General features: G+C 42.0%; 15 protein-coding genes. 10 read left to right on the forward strand and 5 right to left on the reverse strand.

Annotated elements, in window-relative coordinates:
* The first annotated feature begins 403 nt into the window (after nt 1–403).
* The 7 genes from M0N77_RS02530 (at nt 404) to M0N77_RS02560 (ending at nt 8,108) form a co-directional block, all read left to right on the forward strand.
* The gene (locus M0N77_RS02530) at nt 404–1,144 is read left to right on the forward strand and encodes an SDR family NAD(P)-dependent oxidoreductase (RefSeq protein ID WP_353103236.1); all 741 of its coding nucleotides are present in this window, start codon (nt 404–406) and stop codon (nt 1,142–1,144) included.
* A 48-nt stretch (nt 1,145–1,192) separates the two neighbouring features.
* Nucleotides 1,193–2,923, forward strand: a complete 1,731-nt coding sequence (locus tag M0N77_RS02535) for an FAD-dependent oxidoreductase (protein WP_353103238.1) — start codon at nt 1,193–1,195, stop codon at nt 2,921–2,923.
* 35 nt (nt 2,924–2,958) lie between these two features.
* A complete protein-coding gene (locus tag M0N77_RS02540; RefSeq protein WP_353103240.1) occupies nt 2,959–3,897 on the forward strand; it encodes a DUF1365 domain-containing protein in 939 nt (312 codons plus the stop codon).
* A 110-nt stretch (nt 3,898–4,007) separates the two neighbouring features.
* Nucleotides 4,008–5,459 carry a cyclopropane-fatty-acyl-phospholipid synthase family protein gene (locus M0N77_RS02545; protein WP_353103242.1) on the forward strand — a complete coding sequence of 484 codons (1,452 nt, stop codon included), beginning with the start codon at nt 4,008–4,010 and terminating at the stop codon, nt 5,457–5,459.
* 265 nt (nt 5,460–5,724) lie between these two features.
* Entirely contained in the window at nt 5,725–6,150 is a 426-nt protein-coding gene (locus M0N77_RS02550) for a DUF2177 family protein (RefSeq protein ID WP_353103244.1), read from the forward strand.
* Nucleotides 6,151–6,325: 175 nt separating this feature from the next.
* A complete protein-coding gene (locus M0N77_RS02555) occupies nt 6,326–6,874 on the forward strand; it encodes an acyl-CoA thioesterase (RefSeq protein ID WP_353103246.1) in 549 nt (182 codons plus the stop codon).
* A gap of 184 nt (nt 6,875–7,058) precedes the next feature.
* Nucleotides 7,059–8,108: a cation diffusion facilitator family transporter gene (locus M0N77_RS02560; protein ID WP_353103248.1), complete on the forward strand. Its 1,050-nt coding sequence runs from the start codon at nt 7,059–7,061 to the stop codon at nt 8,106–8,108.
* Between the two features lie 192 nt (nt 8,109–8,300).
* Here M0N77_RS02560 and dps read toward each other — a convergent pair whose 3' ends face one another.
* Nucleotides 8,301–8,783, reverse strand: coding sequence for a DNA starvation/stationary phase protection protein Dps (dps, locus tag M0N77_RS02565; protein ID WP_353103250.1), 483 nt, complete (start codon nt 8,781–8,783; stop codon nt 8,301–8,303).
* Nucleotides 8,784–9,426: 643 nt separating this feature from the next.
* On the opposite strand from dps, the gene uvrB reads away from it, so the two are divergent.
* Both uvrB and M0N77_RS02575 read left to right on the forward strand, forming a co-directional pair.
* Entirely contained in the window at nt 9,427–11,538 is a 2,112-nt protein-coding gene (uvrB, locus tag M0N77_RS02570; RefSeq protein ID WP_353103252.1) for an excinuclease ABC subunit UvrB, read from the forward strand.
* Nucleotides 11,539–11,898: 360 nt separating this feature from the next.
* Entirely contained in the window at nt 11,899–12,279 is a 381-nt protein-coding gene (locus tag M0N77_RS02575) for a hypothetical protein (RefSeq protein WP_353103254.1), read from the forward strand.
* Nucleotides 12,280–12,495: 216 nt separating this feature from the next.
* Here the strand turns inward: M0N77_RS02575 and M0N77_RS02580 are convergent, their stop codons facing one another.
* Both M0N77_RS02580 and M0N77_RS02585 read right to left on the reverse strand, forming a co-directional pair.
* Nucleotides 12,496–12,882, reverse strand: coding sequence for a hypothetical protein (locus tag M0N77_RS02580; RefSeq protein WP_353103256.1), 387 nt, complete (start codon nt 12,880–12,882; stop codon nt 12,496–12,498).
* 194 nt (nt 12,883–13,076) lie between these two features.
* Nucleotides 13,077–13,592, reverse strand: a complete 516-nt coding sequence (locus tag M0N77_RS02585; protein ID WP_353103258.1) for a hypothetical protein — start codon at nt 13,590–13,592, stop codon at nt 13,077–13,079.
* A gap of 331 nt (nt 13,593–13,923) precedes the next feature.
* On the opposite strand from M0N77_RS02585, the gene recJ reads away from it, so the two are divergent.
* Entirely contained in the window at nt 13,924–15,756 is a 1,833-nt protein-coding gene (recJ, locus tag M0N77_RS02590; RefSeq protein ID WP_353103260.1) for a single-stranded-DNA-specific exonuclease RecJ, read from the forward strand.
* A 73-nt stretch (nt 15,757–15,829) separates the two neighbouring features.
* Here the strand turns inward: recJ and M0N77_RS02595 are convergent, their stop codons facing one another.
* The gene (locus M0N77_RS02595; protein ID WP_353103262.1) at nt 15,830–16,525 is read right to left on the reverse strand and encodes a trimeric intracellular cation channel family protein; all 696 of its coding nucleotides are present in this window, start codon (nt 16,523–16,525) and stop codon (nt 15,830–15,832) included.
* 47 nt (nt 16,526–16,572) lie between these two features.
* Nucleotides 16,573–17,208: a trimeric intracellular cation channel family protein gene (locus tag M0N77_RS02600; RefSeq protein ID WP_353103264.1), complete on the reverse strand. Its 636-nt coding sequence runs from the start codon at nt 17,206–17,208 to the stop codon at nt 16,573–16,575.
* Between the last annotated feature and the right edge of the window lie 68 nt (nt 17,209–17,276).

The raw sequence follows: 17,276 nt of genomic DNA on the forward strand, positions 1-17,276 counted from the left end.
AGTTTTAAAGCTGGGTATTAGCAGTGCCGATACGCTTTGAGCAGCGTTTTAGGTCGCATTATTGTAGCATGTAGAGACGAAGCTGTCTTATTCTACTGGTAACAGAAACTTAATATTTTAACAATATTTTGAGGAGTCAAACCCTCATAGCTAAATGAGATAGAGCTAACTTAAAAGTAGGATTCTAGTGATTGATTAGACTTTAGGTGAATCATCCAGCTGTTATTTATGAGCCTTTAAAAATTTTTATTGAATCTTATGGCCAAAGCTGCGGTGTTGTTTGCGAAGTTACAACAATAACGTTTCCATCAAACCGGATTAATTAGCTATCATAAACAAAACCGCTATTAGGACAAACGCTGGTTAATAATTATATATTTGCGCTATAATAAAAAGGACTATTATGATGACTGATTCTCCAAAAAAACTTCACATTGTAATTACAGGGGCTACCTCAGGAATTGGCAAGCAATTAACAAAAGATTATCTGCACCAAGGCCATCATTTATATGCAGTGGGCCGTGATGATGAGGCTCTAGCGGAGCTAAAAGAGCTGGGAGCAACGGCTATTGATTTAGATTTGATGGATAAAGAGGCGGTGATAGAGGCTTTTGAGAAGATTGATACAGTGGATTTAGCTATTTGCTGCGCCGGAGCTTGTGAGTATTTAGATATGCCTAATTTTGATAGCGAAAGCTTTATGAAGGTCATGTCAATTAACATGGGTACGCTGTCACACGCTATCGAAGGCGTACTGCCCAAACTCATCGCTTCAAAAGGTCGTCTAGTGGGCTTAGGCTCCGCTTCTGCTTATGTGCCCTTTGCTCGCGCAGAAGCTTATGGTAGCTCAAAGGCGGCGATTCACTATCTAATGAAAACTCTGCAAATCAGTCTGGTACCATTTGATGTGGCCGTCAGCTTAGTGGTACCAGGATTTGTCGATACGCCGATGACTAAGCAAAATGATTTTCCCATGCCGTTTTTGCAGACTACTGAGCAAGCCAGTCAAGCGATCCGCGCTGGTATTGAAGCCAAGCATGAAGTCATTGAGTTCCCCAAAAAGCTGACGCTGCCGCTAAAAACTTTGGGTACGCTGCCGGATGTCGCTTGGCAGCAAGTGAGTAAACAGCTGAATAAAAAGTAATAGAGATGCCTTTTATAACCATTATATAAAGTCTAAAGGATAAGGTGCATGCCGTTTTTTCATCGCAAGTCTGTAGCAGCAAAACCAAGCAGTGTTACTTATATGAAGCAAAGCCGCCAGCAAGGTGCTCAGAAAAAGCGCATCGCTATTATTGGCTCTGGAGTATCGGGACTCACTTGCGCGCATTATCTGATAGATCAGCACGAGGTTACCGTCTTTGAGGCCAATGACTATATCGGTGGTCACGTCAATACTATCGATGTGACGCTACAAGACGGCAAAAAGTCAAAATCTAGGTTTAGAGAATCAAGTCAGCTAGAAAAAAGCGCTATCGACACCGGTTTTATTGTCTTTAATGAGCGGACTTATCCTAACTTCTTTCGCTTATTGCATGAGCTGCAAGTGCCTTTTCAGTCGACAGATATGAGCTTTTCAGTCAAAAATGTCGCGCGCAATTTTGAATACAATGGCCATACCATTAATACCTTGTTATCGCAGCGCAAAAATATCGTCAGCCCAAAGTTTTGGCGCTTTGTACAAGATATCTTGCAGTTTAATAAGCAGATGAAGCAGCTACGTCAGAACTTTGAGAGTACACGAGCGCAGGGTAAAGACGTGAGCGTATTGACTCAGCAAACCCTGAGCGATTATCTAGCCCGTAAACGCTATGGCAAGTTATTTACCGATAACTATCTGCTGCCTATGGTATCGGCTATTTGGTCGACAAGCTTAGAAGAGGTAGAGGATTTTCCGTTAGTATTCTTCGCGCAGTTCTTTGATAACCACGGCCTACTCGATGTGGTTAATCGTCCGCAGTGGTTCACTATCAAAGGCGGCTCTAAGCAGTACGTCAATAAACTAGTAACGCGATTTGTTAAAAAAGGCGGGCAAGTACGAGTTAATTCGCCTGTAAAAGCGCTCACTCGTAATCAGCATAAAGACGCTGACTATAAAGTTAATTTGGTAGTGAGCACAGGCAATAATAATGATAGTGAAAGTTTGGGCTTTGATGAGGTGATTTTTGCTTGCCATGCTGATACAGCCTTAAAAATTCTCTCAGATGCCACTTATGATGAAACACAAGTATTAAGTCACTTTCGTTTTACCTCAAACACGGCGGTGCTGCATACCGATACTAGCGTTTTGCCCAAAAAACCTTTGGCATGGGCAAGCTGGAATTATCTACTCGATGACGATGGCAAAACCGACAATACAAATGTTACTGATAAGCAAGCTTCAGCAAAACCGGTGCTGACTTATCACATGAATATCTTGCAGCGCTTGACCAAGCAGCATAATTATCTAGTGACTCTTAATCATAAAATCGATGCAGCGCAAGTGATAAAGACGATTGATTATAGCCACCCGGTGTTTGATAAGCCGATGATTGAGGCGCAAAAACAGTGGTCAACTATCTCTAGCAGCGGTCTACATACGCATTTTTGCGGAGCTTACTGGTTTAATGGTTTTCATGAGGATGGCGTGCGTAGTGCTCTGCGCGTTTGTCAGTCTTTAGGAGTTCAGATCGATATTAAAAACGAGGTGGATACTAGTCATTTACCAAATAGCGATAGCGCGCATACGCCTTTTGTCTACAAAGATTTGCCCGTCAAAGCCGATCGATCGGCTCGCAAGCTAAAAAATCGCCAACTGCTAAGCGCGCAGATCAATCAAGAATTGGTAGATTATATCGATACAGTAGCAGCCAAATCAGCTCCATCAACAACGGCTAAAAAAAAGCGCGGTCTATTTTCTAATGTTTTTCGCAGCAATAAATAGCTTTAAATCCACGGCCGCAAATAAAAGAGAGCTTAATGCCTAAAAGTGACCATTCGTCTAAGAGTCGATTTCCTCATCAGCTGTTTCATGGGACCACATGGCACAGTCGCCTATTACCGAGCGTGCATAAGTTTAGCTATCCTTATCGCTATTGGGGCGTCAATATTAGTGCTTTAGCAGCAGGGCAGGATCTACCTGAGGTGAGTGTATTTGCGCGACATAAACGCATGACAGCTTTACCCATTTTTTCAGCTAAACATAAAGCACTACAGCAGTTTTATGCCGATGATTATTTGCAAGGTTTGCCTTTAGATCAGACGAGTCAAGAAACGGCGGTTGATGCTGATGCTAAAGATATAGAGGGGTTGTTGCAGCGTCTAAATGCTGTCTTTAAAGATAAGACAGGCAGTAGGCCTAAAGGCGATATCGTGGGCTTAGTGGTTTGTCGTAATGCAGGTTTGTATTTTAGTCCGGTGAATTTTTATCTAGGCTTTGATGATGAGCAAGTGCCCACCCATCTATTAGCTGAGGTCTCCAATACGCCGTGGGATAAGCGTCATTATTATGGGTTTTTATTACAAGGCGCGCAGACTGAGTTCTGTCATGATAAAGACTTTCATGTCTCGCCTTTTAATCCTATTGACCAGCTCTATCGCTGGCAGGTTGATGTAAAGTCTTCTTTTTTGCAGGACTCTATAACTGCTAATAATAAACAAGATACTTTTGATATTCGCATCGCTATCAATATCAGTGATAAGCGCGGTGAGGTGCTCAAGACAGGGATAAAAATGAGCGGTGAGCCGATGACTAAGCAGACGATACAGCAAAGCTTAAAGCAAAATCCGTTAATGAACGTGACTTCGCTAAGCCGTATCTATTGGCACACCTTTAAGCTTTATGCGCTCAAAAGGGTGCCTTATATTAGTTATGACCAAAAGCTAGCCGATAGTGAGCAGAGTGCTGATATCAACTAACATGACGGAGCTAAAGATCCTTAAAGCTTAGTAACAAAATTGAAATCTCAACCCTAGTAGTAATCAAAGCGTATTTTAAATGGATAAATGCATAAAAGGATACCAAAACGATGTCAGTACGACCGACCGAACGGAAGCCAACAACTCGATTAGAGAAGGTAAATGCGCGTTTGAGCCAGACGCTTAATGACAGTGCTATTTTAAAGCCTGTAAATGATAGTGTAAGTTACCTAGCCAGAAAAGCGGTATTCCAAGCTTTGAAACGGGTACAATTCGGCGGTATAACCATCATTGAGGCGTTTACTGATCAAGCTGTTGATACGCATAGTTTCGGTAGTAAATCACTAAATCTAAAAAGTAGCTCAGCGGTTGGTCGTCATGCTCTGCAGGTCACCTTAACCATTCATGATATCAGCGTTTATCGTCAGTTATTGTTTGGCGGCTCGATTGCCTTGGCGGATAGCTACATCAATGGCGAGTGGGATACCGATGACTTAACTGGGTTGATACGTCTAGCCGCGCGCAATTTGTCGGTGCTCAATAAGTTAGAAAATCGTTTTGCGGCCATTAGTAAAACCTTTGAGAGGGCTAAGCATCAGCTGCGTAGTAATGATCAGTTAGGTTCCAAATCCAATATCTTGGCGCATTATGATTTGGGTAATGACATGTATCAGCGCTTTTTGGATGAGACGATGATGTATTCATCAGCCGTTTATAAAAACCCTGAAGCTACGCTTTATGAGGCGCAGCAGCATAAACTAGCGCTAATCTGTAAGCGCTTGCAGCTCACTGCTGAGGATAAAGTCATTGAGATCGGTACAGGCTGGGGCGGATTTGCTATTTATGCCGCTACTCATTATGGCTGTCATGTCACGACGACCACCATCTCTGACGCACAATTCGATGAGGCACGGATACGTGTAGAGGCAGCTGGCTTGTCTGATAAAATTACGTTGCTCAAAGAGGATTATCGTGAATTAACAGGGCAATATGACAAGCTAGTTAGTATTGAGATGATTGAAGCGGTGGGTCATGAGTACTTACCGACCTTCTTTGCTAAGTGCAATGAGCTGCTTAAGCCGACAGGGCTGATGGTACTACAAGCCATCACCTTTAATGATCAAAATTATCAGAGTTATATAGAGTCAGTGGATTTTATTCAGACCCATATTTTCCCCGGCGGTTGTCTATTATCCAATCAAGAGTTAAACAATCAGTTTACTCAGCAGACCGATATGGTCATCAAGCAATTGCATGATTACGGCTTTGACTATGCGCATACGCTACGAGATTGGCGCTTAGCGTTTATGTCGCAGCGTGAAGAGATAAAAGCGCTTGGCTATGATGAGGCGTTTATCAGATTATGGAGGTTTTATTTCTGTTACTGTGAAGGCGGATTTTTGGAGCGTACTATTGGTGTCGTGCAGCTGACGGCAGTCAAGCCAAATAATATAGATATTCTACATTTCTCTGACTCGCCTGCTGCTGAGGTGCCAGACAAGTTTATTGACAACACTATAGATCCGCGTAGTGCTCCTAGCATTGCTGCTGCTTTCGGTTAAAAAGGATAAATCTAAGATTAAAGCTTTCATAAAGTCTTTACAATTAAGTTACCTAAAGCTACAACGATTCCTAAACCTAAATGCGTTATATTGAAGTACAGTTAAAGTATATTTAATCAATGTAGCAATCATCATAGTTGTTCTAAATATTTTTACTATTGAGTGATATCAAATCATAGGGGCTACTAAGAGATTACGTAAATAAAACAGGCTGAGCATGGAGGCAACTGTGATCCTTGTTTAGTTATTATAAAAGGATATTATTATGGGCTATACGTTTGTTTATTTGGTTGCCGTTGCCATGTTCTTGGGCGTTGATTTCGTCTGGCTGTCAACGATGAAAGGACTATTTTATGAGGAGCGTATAGGTCATCTTTTAGCCGATGAACCTAATATGATGGCAGCTGCCGTGTTCTATATGTTCTATATCTTAGCGCTATGTATTATTGTTCTTTATCCGCAGATTAAAGCAAATGCCTCAATCGGTCATATTTTCTTATTGGGCGGATTACTGGGTCTAATGGCTTATGGTACTTACGACTTTACCAATCTAGCTTTATTTAAAGGTTATACACTTGATACCGCTTTGGTAGATTTTACTTGGGGCGGCTTTTTAACCGGTACAGTGAGTGCTGGTACGGCTTGGTTGGCATACCGTTTTCGCTGGCTGGATAGAACGGCTTCAGCTTAAGTGTGCCAGCTTAAATAACAGCGGCTTAACTTAGGTTAAGCCGTTTTTTTGTGTCTAATGGGTTTGCACTAGCTATCTACCTGCTGTATAAATGACAAATAAATCTCATAATTATCTTCTCAATTCTTCTCTTAGCTATTTGCATTTAATATTCTCTTAACTATTAAGGACCATCATGCCGCAATACAACACTAGCTCTACTGCGAAAAGAGCGCCATTAAATCACGAATTATATATGTCGATATTGATGACCCCAGATATGGCAAACTTTATTGGCAACGTCCACGGTGGCGATTTATTAAAGATGCTCGATCAGGTGGCTTATGCTTGCGCTAGTCGTTATAGCGGTAGCTACGTGGTGACGCTGTCCGTAGATCAAGTGATGTTCCGCGAGCCTATTTATGTCGGTGAGCTTGTCACTTTTGCCGCTAGTGTCAATTATGTAGGCACGACTTCTATGGAGATTGGTATACGGGTTGAGGCAGAAGACGTCCGCGCGCGTACCATTCGCCATACCAATAGTTGTTATTTCACCATGGTGGCTATCGATGATAATGGTAAACCCACACCAATACCGCCGCTTGATATAAAAAACGATTTACAGCAGTGCCGCGCTGATGCTGCCCTTGAGCGTAAAAGTTTGCGTATGCAAGACTCCCAGCGTCCTAGCTGCAATATTAATAAGGAAGTAGGAGAGTTGACTCAAAATGCCACTAAAGCTTGAGTTAGCTTTTGCTGAGCCAAGCTTTGATTGCAGTAGATGATAAAAAAGTAGCTAGCAAAAGTTACTTATCATAAACGCATAAACTACTGTTAAATAACAGCGGTTAATTTATTCTGAGCTAGATATTTTTATTTCAGCTAAAAAATCTTAGTTAGTTTTTATTAGCCGCGTTATTGAGTTTATTATGAGTTTAAAACCATCCATTGCCAATCCACAATTGCACCTAGGGAGTCCGGATATCTCCAATAGCGCCCGAGGTGATAAACCCCCTAGTCTTAATCCCAAGGACAAAAAGCCCAGCTCAGTGATTACTGTTTTAATCGCTATTGGTGCAAACTTTCTCATTGCTATTGCCAAATCCGTTGCAGCCTTTATTACTGGCTCCGCCTCTATGGTAGCCGAAGCTGCGCACTCCTGGGCAGACACTGGTAATGGTATATTTTTATTAGTAGCCGAAAAAAAATCTATTAAACCTGCAGATGATACTCATCCTTTAGGTTATGGCAAAGAGTCTTATGTTTGGTCGATGATAGCTGCTTTTGGCGTTTTTATGGCAGGCTCGATTGTCTCTATTTATACTGGCATTACTGAATGGAATGCGGCTGACACTGAGACCAATTACACTATCGCTTTTATTATCCTAGCTATTGCTTTTGTGCTCGAAGGGTTCTCACTCGTTCAAGCCTATTTGCAAAGTAAAAAGCAAGGAGAGGCGCTCAATGTCAGCGCTGTGGGCTACGTTATTAATACCTCAAACCCAACTTTGCGCGGGGTGTTTTTTGAGGATTTAGCCGCAGTTATTGGACTAGTGATTGCCGCTGCTGCTATGGGAATGCATGTTTATACCGGTCAAGCCTTTTGGGATGCGCTAGGCTCTATTATCGTTGGTATATTATTAGGGATAGTGGCAATATTTTTGATCAGCCGCAATCGAGACTTTTTGGTCGGTTATAAAGTCTCAACCACCATGCATGATTATGTATTAAGCGAGCTGTTAAGCCATGCAGACATTGATAGTGTCTCCTACTTACATTTAGAATGGGTTGGACCCAAGAAGATATTTATGGTGGCGGCAGTAGATATCGCTGGCAATCAAAAAGAGGAGAGTATTGCACAAAAGTTTGAAGCCATTGAAGGTCAGTTCCGTGCTAATGAGCTGTTTCAAGAAGCTATCTTGACTCTATCAGCGCCAAATGCCAAACCTTTAAAACTGATGAAAGCCAATAAAGATTGACCGCTAAAAAATAAAAAGCTCTACAGTAGTTTTAGCTGTAATAAGCTATAACCAAAAAAAGGTCACCCGTTAAGGTGACCTTCTATTTGCTAGTTTAGACTAGATTTTTTTAAGTAATTATTATTCAAGCAATTGTCTACTTAAGTCATACTACTCAAGTGACATTACAAAAAGACAGCTGTCAATCTCGAACTATTTCTTTGGCGCATTGGCACCGATAAACCAAGCGTCTTTATCCACAATACGGCTAACTTCAGTTAGTAGGTCAGCGGTATCTTCATCACCAGCATCGCCTGCAGTGTCGATAGCTTCACGTAAGGTCTCAGCAATTTTTTTATAGCGGTTAGTCAGCTCGCGTACATGCTGGTCAACCTCTGAGATATCAGTAGGATAAGTTTCTAAAATAGAATCTTCCACCACACGCTTAGAGATACCATTGGCTTTACCACCAAGAATAACGATACGCTCTGCTACTGTATCAAAAGCTTCCGTCAAGCGCTCGTAAGTATCATCTAACAGTTGATGCACACCAATAAAGCCCGTACCTTGTAGATTCCAATGGCACTGCTTAGTATCCATGCTCAGATCAATCAAGCTAGCTAGGTTAGAATTAAGTAGATCTACCATTTTTTTGGCAGTTTCGTCATTTATACCGCTTGCGTAACGTTCTCTCATAGTTTACTCCATTATTTTAGTTTTGAATAAATAGTTATTAATATATTTTTAAAAGAAACTTTGAAAACCTATCTTGATGGTTTGTTGCCAAATTTCATTATCAATAATAGCAGCTTAAAAAAGTTATTGAACCCCAAGGTTTAGGCTTTGTTGAGTGGTCGTGTAATGGCTTTGTTAAGCGTGAAAAGCTTTGTAATTTTAATAGCCAAAAGGAGTGATTCTGATAACTTTTACTTACCAAAAATCATTACCTTTATATGACTATTACAAGCCTACTGTATATCTACTTCATCATATAGTTGATTCACTTTAAAACCGATACAGTGCGGCTGGAATAAATTTTGCGCAGCCTCTGTCAGCGTAGACACAGCACGCAAGGAAAATTTATACCAGCTGCACGATTAATATTAGTGTATCGATTTTATTTCGTACTAACCATATAAATCATGAGCTTTTATAACTTGCCCTCTATTTAATGACCGCTAATCGATAGCTGCTAAACCATACTTTAATTTTTGTTTTTTAGTTAGAGTTTGGCCTTTATATTTAGTGGCTCAATAACAGCTGGAAGCTATAAATTCGCCTTTAAAAGTAGCGGTTTAGCCCCCACATTATTATAAATTCAAAAAAGAAGAAAGCTACTATGCGAATGCCCGAACCGCGCTCGTCGCGTCAGTTAAACCAATTGGCCACTCAGCTACAAGGCGAAGCTGAGATTGTTGGTGTCAATGCGTCTGGAACGCAAATATCGAGTCGCGCCTTTGAGATGGTCACTGACTTTGAGCCGGCAGGTGATCAGCCACAAGCAATCGAAAAACTGGTCAAAGGCATTAACGCTGGCATGGACGAGCAGTTGTTGCTTGGGGTGACCGGCTCTGGCAAGACTTATACCATGGCAAAGGTTATCTCTGAGTGCCAGCGCCCAACTATTATTATGGCGCATAATAAGACGCTAGCGGCGCAGTTATATGGCGAATTCAAGGCGTTTTTCCCCAATAACGCCGTTGAGTATTTTGTCAGCTATTATGATTACTATCAGCCTGAGGCTTATGTTGCCGCTAGTGATACTTTTATCGAAAAAGACAGCGCCATTAACGATCATATTGACCAGATGCGCCTGTCTGCAACGCGTGCCTTACTTGAGCGCCGTGATGCGATTATTGTCGCCTCGGTGTCTTGTATTTATGGTTTGGGCGATCCTGAGAGTTACCTAAAAATGCTGCTGCATATAGTGGTCGGCGATAAAATAGATCGTACGGCGACTATTAAGCGTTTGGTAGAGATGCAATATACTCGTAATGAGCTGGATTTTGGCCGTGGTACTTATCGTTTACGCGGTGAGCTGCTAGATATTTATCCAGCTGAGTCCGAGCAGCTAGCGATTCGCGTGCATCTATTTGATGATGAGGTAGAAAAGATCACTTGGTTTGATCCTTTAACCGGCAAGACCGTACGTAGCGTACCGCGTATTACGATTTATCCCAAATCGCATTATGTGACCCCGCGTAATCGTTTGGAGGCGGCTAGTCATACTATTCGAGCCGAGCTTGAGCCACGCCTTGAGTATTTTCGTGAGAATAATAAGCTCATTGAAGCGCAGCGTTTAAAAGAGCGTACCCAGTATGATCTAGAGATGATTCAGCAGCTTGGCTACTGTAATGGCATTGAGAACTACTCGCAGCATCTCTCCGGTCGTCCCTGGGGAGAGGCGCCGCCGACACTCTTTGATTATATTCCAGAGGATGCGCTGCTATTTATCGACGAGTCGCATGTGACAGTCTCACAAGTTGGGGCGATGTACAAAGGCGATCGCTCGCGTAAAGAGAATCTAGTCAATTATGGCTTTCGTCTACCTAGTGCGATGAATAATCGGCCGATGAAGTTTGAAGAGTGGGAGCGTATCAAGCCCAAAACCATCTATGTGAGCGCAACCCCTGCGGCTTATGAGCTTGAGCATAGCGAGCAGATAGTTGAGCAAGTGGTTCGTCCAACGGGTTTGATTGATCCTGAGATTGAGATTCGTCCGGTGCTGACTCAGGTCGATGATGTGCTATCGGAGATTACCAAACGCCGTGAGCTTGATGAGCGCGTGCTTATTACTACCTTGACCAAACGTATGGCTGAAGATTTGACCAGTTATCTAAAAGAGTATGATATTAAGGTTGCTTATTTGCACTCGGACATCGATACCGTTGAGCGTATGCAAATCATTCATGAACTGCGTACCGGCGTGCATGATGTACTTGTCGGTATTAATCTATTGCGTGAAGGCTTAGATATGCCTGAGGTGTCATTAGTAGCAATATTTGATGCCGATAAAGAAGGCTTTTTGCGCTCTGAGCGCTCTTTAATTCAGACTATTGGCCGCGCGGCGCGTCACTTAAACGGCAAAGCTATCTTGTATGCTGATCGTATTACACCGAGCATGGAAAAAGCGATAGAGGAGACCGATCGTCGCCGCGAGAAGCAGATCGCTTTTAACCTTGAGCATAACATTACGCCAAGAGGCGCGCGCCGTAATGTCACTGACAAGATTGATACTGGTGAAGATTTGGATGCCAATGATAATCAGGCAATTCCGGTCAAAAGCAATCTACCTGATGTCGATATCAGTATCCTTAGAAGCCCAGATTTGCTCGCCAAAGAGATCAATCGCTTGGAGAAACTAATGAAGCAGTTCTCGCGTGATTTAAAATTTGAAGATGCAGCCAAGACTCGCGATAAGGTGCTAGAGCTAAAAGCGCATCTGCTGTAGAGGGCCATAAAATCTTCAATATAATAGTTTGAGAGCGAAAAATAGAGCGAGTTAACTTATAGTTGGTTCGCTTTTTTTTAGCTTTATCTTTTTCTATAGCCTATACTAGTAACGAATGTAGCTTATTCTCTTCATCCTAAAAATATCTTATTGTTCTTACTAACCCTAAACGCAGTTTTACACTTTTTATCTTAAAAATAGCAAGGTTATCTTATAGTATAAGTTAATAAATTATTATCTAATTGCCGTCAGAAGATAGCAGAATTAAAGAGGATTAGCCCTATAATTTAGGCGTCATAAGTCCTAAGTGGCCTCAATAAAATAAACCATAAATACAATAAATATTAGGAGTAATACAGTATGGATGTCAAAGCATTATTTAAAAAGGGGATTGAAAAAGAATTACTCGACGTTGATGATTATATTTTTATGCCTGAACGTGTAGATATGGTCATTGACGATGGTAACTTGATTTGTGTATTAAACAGTGATGGTAGCGTAAACATCTTTTATTCCAAAGACGGCATAACAGATGTAAGAGCGGCGGCTCGTAAGCATCCCTTTACTGAATTCGAAACTGAGCTGCATCATGGTATTTATGATGATGTTATAGAGGACTTAGTAGATGGGGTGAACGATATTATAAACAGTCACTCAAAATACTTTCGCATTAGTAAAGTCCTGCCTATGGCTGCTGCCTTAGGAAGCGAGCAAGTGATTACTGACGCTGACAAATATTAGTAACGCTAATCGTATTTGCGACTTGAGTTGAATGGCAACTGCTAAATAATAGCGCTATCTTGTTTTTGTGCGCCAAAGATATACTAAAAAGCGCAGCATAGTCTTTAAGATGACTGGGCTGCGTTTTTTTATGGATAACAGACTATCGTCAAGTAAAAATAAAATCGATATACTAGATTTATCGACATACTATACCTAGAGTATAGCAACTCTACTCTAGCCAACGATACTGCCATAACAGCTTTGTAACGATTTTGCCACTACTCTTGCTACTAGCTGAGTGCGGTAGCTAGGATCAATTGCTGCATTACCTAACTCTACGAGCGTCACTTGCTGCGGCGCTTGCTCACTGACGCAGCCGCATACTCTAGCTTTGATAGCTTCTTCTTGGCTATCGCTCATAGCAGCACTAGCAATACGCCAAGCGCTCTGCTTTTCAATCTGACTGCGGCATTGATTATCGATAGCCGCTTTAAAGACATTCATACCAATCTCATTGGCAGTGCCGATAGCGTTGCCCGCATTATTATTAGCGCCTGTTGCTGCACAGCCAGCTAAAGTAACAGTAGCTAGCAAGGTGTTGGAGATTAATAGTTTATTCATCAGTATATCCCTGTAGATAGAATTAATAGTAAGCAAAATAATACCCTAATTTAGGTAGGGGAAGTGAGCGCTAATAGTGACTAGTCTAAAATCGATTAGCCTAAAACAGATCAGATAAAAAAACCAGTTAAGAGCATTGTCTTAACTGGTTTATTGTCTATGATTTGCCTATTACTCGCTAAAAACTATGGTGTTTAGACATTTTTGCTACTTTCTCTTTGCTGAATGTCTTTTGCTAATTTGTAGCACTCATCAATATGATCGCTAGCTATCTTTTTGAAAATAGTATAACCCATAGTCGCGGCAACTAGTTGCCCGCCTAATGGTACAAATTTAGTCACTTGTTTAGCGGCAATTCGACCTCCAAACCCTTGAATAGTTTTTTTGACGATACCACGCGTCGCCATCAAGCCAGCAAAATCAACCGTACGGTTTTTTAGCTCTTTCCAGTGAATAGCGCGCGACTCAAGATCAACCGCCCCTCTACGATTCTCTAGTAAACCAAAACGCTCACTAATCTCTGGTAATAGCATGGTTAGCATACTAGCATCAACAGCGACATCAAAAAAAGGAATAGGCACTATCGCTACACCAGCGGAGATTCTGGCACGCTTCTTAATTAATTTCAGACACTCTTTTTTTACCTCATCTAGATCTAGATTGGGGTCAATAGTGTTAGGAAGCTTTTCGGCAGTAGGGGTGGTTTTCATAAAATTATCCTTATAAAGTCGTGCAAAAGTTAATGACTAATTAAATTAATGGTCTGATTATTTAAGTTAGTATCATTTTAGGAGTTTATCAGCGCCATACAATCCCAGCTTTGTAGCAAATTGCAAAAAAATAGCTAAAAAGTACACGGTTTTTGTAACGATTATCCTTAGACTGCTTATCTAGTAGCTAGTTAAGACTCACAATAGCATAAGTTCAGTAGCCTGAATCTAGATACGGGTAAATTACGGAGTAAATGCTCATCAATTAGCCGTTAAATTAACGTTTAAAATTAACATTGTGGCTAATGATTAAAGTCAGTAGAATACCGCTATGCTAAATTTAATCCCTCGATTTACCGGCACTCGCATTGACGAGCTGCCCACCGCGCTACAATCGCTAGCTGCCCAATCTTTTACTCTTGCTCGGCTCTATGCTGGACGCGGTATTACCGATCCAGATGAGCTGCAGACGAGTTTATCCGCCTTGCTGCCTGCTGAGGACTTGTATGGTGTCACTGAGGCGGTGCGTTTGCTTGATGAGGCTATTGATAATCATCAGCGTATCTTAATCGTTGGCGACTTTGATTGCGATGGGGCTACTAGTACGGCGCTGATGATGCGCGCATTAACGGCTATGGGCGCTAAAGTAGATTTTTTGGTGCCGGATCGCTTTAAATATGGTTATGGTTTGACGCCTGAGATTGTTGAGCTAGGTATAGTAACTTATCAGCCAGAGGTCATCGTCACCGTTGATAATGGTATCTCAAGTACCGATGGCGTAGCACGCGCGCAAGCGGATGGCATTACAGTGATTATTACCGATCATCATCTGACTACTAAGGCGACGCCGCCTGCTGAAGCGGTAGTCAATCCCAATCAATTGGACTGCACCTTTGCTAGCAAGGCTTTGGTAGGTGTTGGGGTCGCGTTTTATGTGTTAGGCCGGTTGGCTAAATTACGCCGAGAGGCTGGCAAGTCCACGGTACAAGTTAGCCAATATCTAGACTTAGTGGCGCTTGGCACTATCGCAGATGTCGGCGTACTCGATAAAAACAACCGTATCCTTGTGCATCATGGACTAAACGCCATTCGCCAAGGACGCTGCTGTATCGGCATCTTAGCGCTACTTGAACAAGCGGGCCGTGATGCTAAGCAATTACAGGCGCAAGATTTTGGTTTTGTATTAGGGCCACGGATTAATGCTGCCGGTCGCATGGATAATATGCGTATCGGTGTTGAATGTTTATTGACCGATGATTGGGCCTGCGCGCAGCGTTTAGCGCACGAGCTTGAGCTTCTTAACCGCAGTCGCCGGCAAGTAGAAGGCGAGATGCGCACGCAAGCCGATAACATTGTGCAGGGTTTAGCTGAGAGTAGCGCAGATAGTGATAATGATTTGGAGGAGGGCGATGACACTATTATTATCTCTAAAACCATTGCCTCTAAAGCTCAGCAAAATTCTGTTATCAATGATAAGCGCAGTATTGTCCTGTATCAAGATGACTGGCATCAAGGGGTTATCGGTATCGTGGCTGGACGCTTAAAAGAAAGCCACTATCGCCCTAGTATTGTCTTTGCGCCGGCTGATACGACGCGTACAGGAGCAGATGATGCGATCAAAGGGTCTGCGCGCTCGATAGCCGGGGTGCATATTCGTGACGCTATTGAGCAGGTCGCCGAGCGATATCCCAGCCTTATCACTCATTTTGGCGGACACGCGATGGCAGCAGGCTTGACTATTAAGCGCCGCAATTTTGAGGCTTTTGTTGAGGCTTTTGATGAGGTGATATCGCAGCTTGATGACGAGGTATTCGCTGAGCAAAAATTCACCGACGGCGCGTTGCAAGCGAGCGATTTTAGCTTAGCGTTTGCTGAGCATTTAGCCGATGCTAGCATTTGGGGTCATGGCTTTGCTCCACCAATATTTGATGGACTATTTGAGGTATTAAGCTTTAAGATATTAAAGGATAAACACCTCAAACTATCGCTTCGTTATCCGGGTGTACAATATCCTATTGAAGCTATTTATTTTAATTTTGATAATGACCATTGGGATTATCGCGCAGCAGAGGTACATATCTTATTTCAGCTTGATATCAATGAATGGAATGGTAAGCAAAGCCTGCAGCTAATGATAAAAGATTTGGCGGTGACTAAGCGTTGAGGGCGCACTAAAGCTTTTAACCATTGAAGCTTTTAACGCGTCTTTTTAAGTCGTTAACTTGCGTTTTTATAGACTATAAACTGGCTTTCTTAATTAAGCTAATATCTGGAAAATACCAATCATGTTGTACGGCCAACATACGAATAGAGAAGATAGTAAGCATCGTCAAGGACTGCGTTATCCAAGAAGGGATATCCATTACCTGCAGCACAAAGTATAAAATACCGCCAATAATGGCTGGAGTAATATAAAGCTCGCGCTGTAATACCAGCGGAATCTCATTACATAGCATGTCACGGATGACTGTACCAAATAAAATGTTTAATACGCCAAGTAAAATACAAACTGGAATATTAGCGCCCATCTCTTGTGCCACTTGAATACCAATTAGAGTAAATATTGCAAGCGCCAAGCCATCAAATAGCTTCAACAGACCATCGACATGACGCGCTTTGGGATTACAAAACATCTGAAAGCCAACCGAGGTAATAGTGATAATCAGCAAATAATTCATATTTACCATCCAAAACAGCGGATAGCGATTAAGAATAATATCACGGGCGGTAGGGCCACTAATGGCAGCAATCATCGCCACCAAAATACAGCCAAAGGCATCGAAGTTCTTATGCTTAGCTAGAATCGTCCCTGAGACACTACAGGCAAAAATACCAAACATCTCTAGCCAAAACATAAATGAGGTCGGCTCAAAACGAGTTACAAACTCTGGGGTAAGCGCCTGCGGTGGTAGCTGAGTTAAGGTGCTGATCATAAAGGTAGAGGTTCACAAAAACATGCCTAAGCTGACAATTAGTGATATTAGTCAACTAAGCGGATAGAAGGTAGATGCCAATCAAAGCGTAGCGCAAGCATGCGTACTGCAAAGATGACGCCAAGCATAATAAATTCGTTAATTCCGGGATTGACGCCGAAATAATCAAGCAATAAATAAGTCACTGAACCGGCAATACTAGCGGAGATGTAGATCTCTCGTTGCAGCAGTAGCGGTATCTCATTGCAAATAATATCACGCAGTAAACCACCAATAATAGCCGTCCAAACTCCCATCATAATAGCAATCAGCGGTGACATATCTTGGTTTAGTGCAACTTTGAAGCCAATGACACTAAAGGCGGCAAGCCCTATAGCGTCAAACAGTTTTAGCGCATTATCAATTTTATGATACAGATGAAAGAAGATTTGCAAAACCAGCGAGGTTATGGTGATGACGATGACATAGTTCAGATCGGTCATCCAAAATAGCGGATGGCGATCTAACACCAAATCGCGTACTGTACCACCGCCGATAGCATTAACCATCGAGACCAAGATACAACCAGCGATATCGAAGCCTTTGTGCTGAGCGAGTAGAGTGCCGGCAATAGCGCAAGCAACAATACCTACCATATCTAATAGGTATAATAAAATATCAGGAAAAATTAAATCATTAACCATTTTATTTACCTATTTCCATGATATTTAGTCAAATATAAAAGCAATACTTTATAAGAGCAATACTCAAT

This window comes from Psychrobacter sp. AH5 (assembly GCF_040371085.1).
Lineage (GTDB): Bacteria > Pseudomonadota > Gammaproteobacteria > Pseudomonadales > Moraxellaceae > Psychrobacter.

Bases quoted from the DNA above. Each gene is read 5' to 3' on its own strand.
- M0N77_RS02530 (WP_353103236.1), top strand. From the start codon at position 404: ATGATGACTGATTCTCCAAAAAAACTTCACATTGTAATTACAGGGGCT.
- M0N77_RS02535 (WP_353103238.1), top strand. From the start codon at position 1,193: ATGCCGTTTTTTCATCGCAAGTCTGTAGCAGCAAAACCAAGCAGTGTT.
- M0N77_RS02540 (WP_353103240.1), top strand. From the start codon at position 2,959: ATGCCTAAAAGTGACCATTCGTCTAAGAGTCGATTTCCTCATCAGCTG.
- M0N77_RS02545 (WP_353103242.1), top strand. From the start codon at position 4,008: ATGTCAGTACGACCGACCGAACGGAAGCCAACAACTCGATTAGAGAAG.
- M0N77_RS02550 (WP_353103244.1), top strand. From the start codon at position 5,725: ATGGGCTATACGTTTGTTTATTTGGTTGCCGTTGCCATGTTCTTGGGC.
- M0N77_RS02555 (WP_353103246.1), top strand. From the start codon at position 6,326: ATGCCGCAATACAACACTAGCTCTACTGCGAAAAGAGCGCCATTAAAT.
- M0N77_RS02560 (WP_353103248.1), top strand. From the start codon at position 7,059: ATGAGTTTAAAACCATCCATTGCCAATCCACAATTGCACCTAGGGAGT.
- dps (WP_353103250.1), bottom strand. From the start codon at position 8,783: ATGAGAGAACGTTACGCAAGCGGTATAAATGACGAAACTGCCAAAAAA.
- uvrB (WP_353103252.1), top strand. From the start codon at position 9,427: ATGCGAATGCCCGAACCGCGCTCGTCGCGTCAGTTAAACCAATTGGCC.
- M0N77_RS02575 (WP_353103254.1), top strand. From the start codon at position 11,899: ATGGATGTCAAAGCATTATTTAAAAAGGGGATTGAAAAAGAATTACTC.
- M0N77_RS02580 (WP_353103256.1), bottom strand. From the start codon at position 12,882: ATGAATAAACTATTAATCTCCAACACCTTGCTAGCTACTGTTACTTTA.
- M0N77_RS02585 (WP_353103258.1), bottom strand. From the start codon at position 13,592: ATGAAAACCACCCCTACTGCCGAAAAGCTTCCTAACACTATTGACCCC.
- recJ (WP_353103260.1), top strand. From the start codon at position 13,924: ATGCTAAATTTAATCCCTCGATTTACCGGCACTCGCATTGACGAGCTG.
- M0N77_RS02595 (WP_353103262.1), bottom strand. From the start codon at position 16,525: ATGATCAGCACCTTAACTCAGCTACCACCGCAGGCGCTTACCCCAGAG.
- M0N77_RS02600 (WP_353103264.1), bottom strand. From the start codon at position 17,208: ATGGTTAATGATTTAATTTTTCCTGATATTTTATTATACCTATTAGAT.